The sequence below is a fragment of the Streptomyces sp. MS191 genome (genome assembly GCF_008042125.1).
Taxonomy (GTDB): Bacteria; Actinomycetota; Actinomycetes; order Streptomycetales; family Streptomycetaceae; genus Streptomyces.
Genome location: NZ_RDBI01000012.1, coordinates 1,099 through 7,321, shown reverse-complemented (window position 1 = coordinate 7,321; position 6,223 = coordinate 1,099). Strand labels below are relative to the sequence as shown.

Sequence of the window (6,223 nt, the reverse complement as noted above, 5' to 3'; positions counted from 1 at the left end):
GCGGCGGGCCGCTCATGTACGCCTCCTGGAACTGCCGCTCCCGGTCGTCGAGGAGCGCCCACAGGAGCTGGGCCACGTCCCCGAAACGGCGGTAGACCGTGCCCACGCCCATGCCCGCGGCGTGCGCGACCTGGTTCATCGTGACCGCGTCGGGGCCGACCTCGGTGACGATCCTGGCTGCGGCGTCGAGGATCCTGCGCCGGTTGCGGGCGGCGTCGGCGCGCTCGGGGGCCGGGCTGCCCACGGTGGGGAGCAGTTCGATGGCCGGGACGCCGGGACGTGAGGTCGCGGCCGGCGCCGGGGCTCCGGCCGGGGATCCGTCGGGCCGCGGCTCGTGCTCCGCGCCGGTCTCCCCGGGTTTCCTCGCGTTCATCCGCGTCCGCCTGCCCTTCTCTCCCTGGCCCCCCTCGGTCCGTCCGTGACACGAGCATAACGGAGCGCTATCCGGTTCCCCCGGGGATCCCTTGCGAAGCGGATGGCTATCCGTTTAACCTCGACGTTGAAACGGAAACAAATCCGGTTTGAGGAGTCCGCCATGTCCGTCAAGGTCGCCGTCATCTACTACTCGGCCACGGGGAACGTCCACGAGCTGGCCCAGGCCGTCGCCGAAGGCGCCGAGAAGGCCGGCGCCGAGGTCCGGCTGCGCCGGGTGCCCGAACTCGCCCCCGACACGGCCATCGACGCGAACCCGGCCTGGCGCGCCCACGTGGACGCCACCGGCGAGGTCGGGATCGCCACGCTGGAGGACATGGAGTGGGCGGACGCGTACGCGCTCGGCTCACCGACCCGGTTCGGCAACATCGCCGCGCAGCTGAAGCAGTTCATCGACACCACCGGCGGCCTGTGGCAGCAGGGCGTCATGGCGGACAAGCCGGCCACCGCCTTCACCAGCGCCCACAACGTGCACGGCGGCAACGAGTCGACGCTGCTCGCCCTCTACAACTCGTTCCACCACTGGGGCTCGGTGATCGTCTCGCCCGGCTTCACCGACGCGTCCGTCCACGCGGCGGGCGGCAACCCCTACGGCACCGCGCACCCGGGCTCGAACGGCGCCCCGCAGGAGAACGTCCTCCGGGCCGCCCGCTACCAGGGCGCACGCCTCACGCGGATCGCCAAGCGCCTGAAGGGGCTGGCGACGGACTGAGGTTGCGGGGTCGCGGGGGGCTTCAGGACGTCAGCCGCGCCGCCCGGGTCAGGAGGTAGTGGCGTTCCGGGAGGCTCAGGGTGTGGCGGGCCGCCGACTCGTAGGCGCGGCGGGCCGCTTCCGTGGCGCCCGTGCGTTCCAGGAGGTGGGCGCGGACCGCTTCGAGGCGGTGGTGGTTCTTCAGGCGGGGTTCCAGCGCGCTGAGTTCGGTCAGGCCGGCCTCCGGGCCGTCGACCATGGCGAGCGCGACCACGCGGCCGAGTTCCGCCATCGGGTCCGCGGCCGGGCCCGCGACCAGGAGGTCGTAGAGGGCCAGGATCTGCGGCCAGTCGGTGTCCCCGGCGTCCGCCGCCTCGTCGTGGAGGGCCGCGATCGCCGCCTGGAGCTGGTACGGGCCCACCGGGGCCTGCCCGAGCGCCTCCTCGACCAGGGCCGTGCCCTCCGCGATCGCGGCGGAGTCCCAGAGCGCGCGGTCCTGTGCGTCGAGCGGGACCAGTTCGCCGAGCGGTCCGGTACGGGCGGCGCTGCGGGCCTCGGTCAGCAGCATCAGCGCCAGCAGGCCGGTGACGGCGCCCTCGTGGGGGAGCAGGCGGCGGACGGAGCGGGTCAGCCGGATCGCCTCGCGGGCCAGGTCGGCGCGGTGGAGGGCCGGGCCCGACGTGGCGGTGTACCCCTCGTTGAAGATCAGGTAGAGGACCTGGAGCACGGCCGCCAGCCGGGCGTCCCGGTCGTCCGGACCGGGCGGCCGGAAGGAGTGGTCCCGCAGTTTCTGCTTGGCCCGGCTGATCCGCTGGGCGATCGTCGCTTCCGGCACGAGATGGGCCCGGGCGATCTCCGCGGTGGTCAGACCGCCGACCGCGCGCAGCGTCAGCGCGATCCGCGCGGGCGGCGTCAGCGCCGGGTCGCAGCAGAGGAACAGCAGGGTGAGCGTGTCGTCGTCGGACGGGGCCGCCCGGGTCTCCCGCGGTTCGAGCCGGACCGCCGTCCGTTCGCGCCGCTCCCGTGCCTCGTCCGCGCGCAGCCGGTCGGTCAGCCGGCGCGAGGCCACCCGGATCAGCCAGCCGCGCGGGTTGGCGGGCGCCCCCGACTCGGGCCACTGCCGGGCGGCGGCGAGCAGCGCCTCCTGCACGGCGTCCTCGGCGGCGTCGAAGTGGCCGTAGCGGCGCACGACCGCGCCGAGGACCTGCGGCGCGTGGTGGCGCAGCAGGTCCTCGGTCCCGGGCTCCGGCGGCCCGGCCCCGGCCTCGTCGATGTCCGATCCCTCGATGTCCGACTCCCCGGGTCCGCTTCCCGCGGTCACACCTCGCGACCGCCGCCGTCGATCGGCCGGATCACCACCGGGTAGTCCTTCGCGCCGGCCGGCTGCGGGCACTGCGCCACGCGCGCCGCGATCTCGGTGACCCTCTCCAGGCTCTCGCAGTCGAGCACCCAGTACCCGGCGAGCACCTCCTTCGTCTCGCCGTACGGCCCGTCCGTGACCACCGGACGGCCGTCCTTGTCGGCGGTCACGAACCGGGTCCGGGCCGGTTCGAGGAGTCCCTGCGCGTCGACCAGCTCGCCGGACTCGGCGAGGTCGTCGTTGACGGACTGCATGAACGAGAACATCGCCCGCAGCTCCTGCTCGCTCCACGCCGGGCTCTGCTCGGAACCCTTGCCGCTCATGGCCTCGTAGTCGGCCTGGGCGCCCTGCACCATCACGAGGTACTTCATGACCCGCTCCTTCGGTCGTACTTCCCGGGGCTTTCCCTTCACAGGGGACGTCGGAGCCCGGCCGGGATTCTCGACACCTCGCGGAACGCCTCCGGATTCCCCCGGGAATCCACCCGCAGGAACCACGCGCGCCGGGGCCCGCGGTCACTCCCCGGCCGCCAGCTCCTTCTCCAGCGGGGTGCGGAAGCGGGGGGTCACCCGGACCGCGCCGACCCAGGAGGACAGCCGCGTCGCCTCCGCCGCGACGGCGGCGCCGGCCTCGGTGCCCACGTCGTCGAGCAGCCGCCAGACGATCTCGCCGTCCGCGCGCTGGGCCCAGCCGCCGACGATGCGGCCGTTCCACCAGACGGTCGGGCCGATGTTCCCGCTGCGGTCGAAGAGAGCGGCCCTGTGGTCGGGATCGAGGTACCAGTCGCGCCGGACCCAGCCCATGGCCGTCGGGTCGAGGCAGGGCAGCAGCGCGGCCCACGGCTCCGGCGCGGCCACCGGGCCGGTGTCCCCCGGCAGGACGTGCCCGGTGCCCTCGGCGAGGTCGACCTGCTCCGCGCCGACCGCCGCCAGCGCCTTGCGGACGTCGGTGACCTTCCACCCGGTCCACCACTTCAGGTCGGCCTCCGTCGCCGGTCCGAAGGCGGCCAGCCAGCGGCGTACGAGCTCGGCGTGGGCGTCCGCGTCGGCCGGGTCGGGCAGGCCGGGCGCGAGGGTCCAGCGGAAGCGGCTGGAGTTCCAGGAACCCTGGGGACGGCCGCGGGCGATCCGGCCCTCCATGCCGAGGACGCGGAGCAGCCGGCTGGAGAGGGACTGGTAGCCCTCCTGGCGCGTCCCGATGCCGTAGAGGTACTGGGCGCGCAACCGCGGCACCGCCTCGCCGAGTTCGGCGCCGGTCGCCTCGCCGCGTGCCGCCAGTTCGGCGAGCAGCAGCTCCTCGGTCTCCTTCAGCCAGGCGGCGTCGTGGTCGCTGCCGGCGGTGAGGTGCCGCTCGAGCGAGGCGCGTTCGCGGGCGGCGACGTCGCGGGTGGTCGAGGCGTGGACGGCGGGGGTGAGCCCGGTCGGGAAGACGAAGATCGTGTGCCGCATGCCGTGCATCCGGGTCAGCGTCCGGTCCTCGTACAGGGCCCGCTCCAGTCCGGTCACGGGGTCCGCGTCCCCCTCGACCTCGCGCAGCCGCGCCCCCACGCTCAGGAAGACGCTCGCCGGGTCGGTGGCGTGCAGCGCGACCAGCGCGTCGGTCACCTCCTCGGCGCCGGCCGCCCGCGCCGAGGCGGCCAGCCGGTGCCGTACGCCCAGCCGGGCCCTGCGCTCGTCTCCCGTGATCACACGCCGCGTGTCAGCCATACGGCCAAGCATCGCGCCTCGCGCCGACGCAGGGGTGCCGCACGGGTCAGCCCGCGGCCCGTTCGCCCACCGGCCGCCGCCGCAGGGACGCGTCCGTCACGGCCGCCGGGCGCCACACGCCGTCCGGCCGGTACAGGTCGGTGCCCGGCGGGACGATCTCGTCGATCCGGTCGAGCACGTCGTCGCCGAGGACCAGGGGCGCGCCCTTCAGCAGGCCTTCCAGCTGCTCCATGGTCCGCGGCCCGATGATCACCGAGGTCACGGCCGGGTGCGCCGCCGCGAAGGCGATCGCCAGCTCGGGCAGCGAGCAGCCGATCTCCTCGGCCAGGGCGACGAGTTGCTCGACGGCGTCGAGCTTGGCCGCGGTGACCGGGAGCGAGGGGTCGAAGCGGTGCGGGGTCAGCGCGGCCCGCCCGCTGGTCAGGTCGATCGGCTGGCCCTTGCGGTACCTGCCGGTGAGGAAGCCGGACGCCAGCGGACTCCAGGTCAGCACGCCCATCCCGTAGCGCTGCGCCACCGGGAGGACCGACGCCTCGATCCCGCGCGCGAGCAGCGAGTACGGGGGCTGCTCCGACCGGAAGCGGCGCAGTCCGCGCCGGTCCGCGACGGCGTGCGCCTCGACGATCTCCTCCGCGGGGAAGGTGGAGCAGCCGAACGCGCGGATCTTGCCCTGGGCCATGAGGTCGCCGAGGACGGAGAGCGTCTCCTCGACGTCCGTGCGGTGGTCGGGGCGGTGGACCTGGTAGAGGTCGATCCAGTCCGTGCCGAGCCGGCGCAGGCTCTCCTCCACGGCGCGGGTGATCCAGCGGCGGGAGTTGCCGCTGCGGCCGCGCCCCTCGCCCATCTGGAAGTGGACCTTGGTGGCGAGCACGACGTCGTCCCGCCGGGGGCCGCGGAGCGCCTTGCCGACGATCTCCTCCGACTCGCCCGCCGAGTACATGTCGGCGGTGTCCACGAAGTTGACGCCCTGGTCCAGTGCGGCGTGGATGACGCGGACGGAGTCGTCGTGGTCCGGATTGCCGACGGAACCGAACATCATGGTGCCGAGGCAGTAGGCACTCACGTCGATGCCGGTCCCGCCGAGTACGCGATAGCGCATGGTGACCTCCCTGGGCGCGCACTCTAGGAGTTGGAGAGCGCTCCAAGGCAAGCGAGGAAGTCCGTCAGGAGGCGGTGGAGGACGCGGGGCCGCTCCAGGTGGACGTCGTGGCCGGCGCCGGGGACGCTCGCGGCCCGGACGTCGGGGCGGCGGTGGAGCATCCCGTCGATCTCGGCGGCCCGGACGATCCCGTGCTCGGCGACGACCACGAGGGTCGGGCAGTCGACCGCCTCCCACTCGGCCCACCAGGAGCGGTCCGTGCTCCCGGCCAGCGACCGCAGCATCACGCCGGGGTCGAACCGCGGCCACAGGCCGCCGTCCCGCTCCTCCAGTCCGGCGGCCCAGCCCTCGCCGACCGCTCCGCCGCCGAGGAACGCCACCGCCGCCTCCCGGGAGGCGAACGGCACCGGCCACGTGTCGAACCAGCCGCCGATCTCGCGTACGACGTCGGGGTTCGAGCCGGCGGGACCGGCCTCGACGAGGACGAGGCCGCCCAGCAGGCCGGGGTGCGCGGCCGCGGTGAGCAGGGCGGTGTGACCGCCGAGCGACTGCCCGGCCAGGACGGGGCGTTCGAGGCCGAGGCGGTCGAGCACGGCGACGACGTCGGCGACGTATGCGGCCCGGGAGGTGTCCTCGGGGAGGCGTTCGGAGTGTCCGTGGCCGCGCTGGTCGACGGCGACGACGCGGTGGCCGGCGGAGTGCAGGAGGCGCGCGGTCGTGTCCCACTCGCCGGCGTGCCCGGCGAGGCCGTGCAGCAGGACGACGGTGTGACCGGGCCGCCCGGGGCCGCCCCAGTCCCGGCAGGAGAGCCGTACCCCGTCGCGCGTGACCGTGTGCGTGGTCCACGGGGCGGAGGACTCCGGGGAGGCGGAGCCGGCGGCCGGCGACGTACGGCCCGCGGGAACGGGGTCCTGGGCGGGGTTCGGCACTCGGTC

The 6,223-nt window shown here is 74.7% G+C and carries 7 protein-coding genes; 1 reads left to right on the top strand and 6 read right to left on the bottom strand.

Features of this window, described 5'->3' with window-relative positions; translation table 11 throughout:
* Positions 1-373: TetR/AcrR family transcriptional regulator (locus EAO71_RS01885; RefSeq protein ID WP_261991944.1), on the bottom strand; the 373-nt coding region annotated here is incomplete at its 3' end.
* Positions 374-535: 162 nt separating this feature from the next.
* Between EAO71_RS01885 and wrbA the strand changes: the two genes are divergently transcribed.
* The gene (wrbA, locus tag EAO71_RS01880) at positions 536-1,144 is read left to right on the top strand and encodes an NAD(P)H:quinone oxidoreductase (RefSeq protein ID WP_147976006.1); all 609 of its coding nucleotides are present in this window, start codon (positions 536-538) and stop codon (positions 1,142-1,144) included.
* 22 nt (positions 1,145-1,166) lie between these two features.
* Here the strand turns inward: wrbA and EAO71_RS01875 are convergent, their stop codons facing one another.
* From EAO71_RS01875 to EAO71_RS01855, 5 genes are all read right to left on the bottom strand, one after another.
* Positions 1,167-2,396, bottom strand: a complete 1,230-nt coding sequence (locus EAO71_RS01875) for an RNA polymerase sigma factor (protein ID WP_147976007.1) — start codon at positions 2,394-2,396, stop codon at positions 1,167-1,169.
* Between the two features lie 44 nt (positions 2,397-2,440).
* Positions 2,441-2,854, bottom strand: a complete 414-nt coding sequence (locus tag EAO71_RS01870) for a YciI family protein (RefSeq protein ID WP_147976005.1) — start codon at positions 2,852-2,854, stop codon at positions 2,441-2,443.
* 144 nt (positions 2,855-2,998) lie between these two features.
* Positions 2,999-4,189: a winged helix DNA-binding domain-containing protein gene (locus tag EAO71_RS01865; RefSeq protein WP_147976004.1), complete on the bottom strand. Its 1,191-nt coding sequence runs from the start codon at positions 4,187-4,189 to the stop codon at positions 2,999-3,001.
* A 46-nt stretch (positions 4,190-4,235) separates the two neighbouring features.
* Positions 4,236-5,288, bottom strand: coding sequence for an aldo/keto reductase (locus EAO71_RS01860; protein ID WP_147976003.1), 1,053 nt, complete (start codon positions 5,286-5,288; stop codon positions 4,236-4,238).
* A gap of 23 nt (positions 5,289-5,311) precedes the next feature.
* Positions 5,312-6,217: an alpha/beta fold hydrolase gene (locus EAO71_RS01855; protein WP_147976002.1), complete on the bottom strand. Its 906-nt coding sequence runs from the start codon at positions 6,215-6,217 to the stop codon at positions 5,312-5,314.
* Between the last annotated feature and the right edge of the window lie 6 nt (positions 6,218-6,223).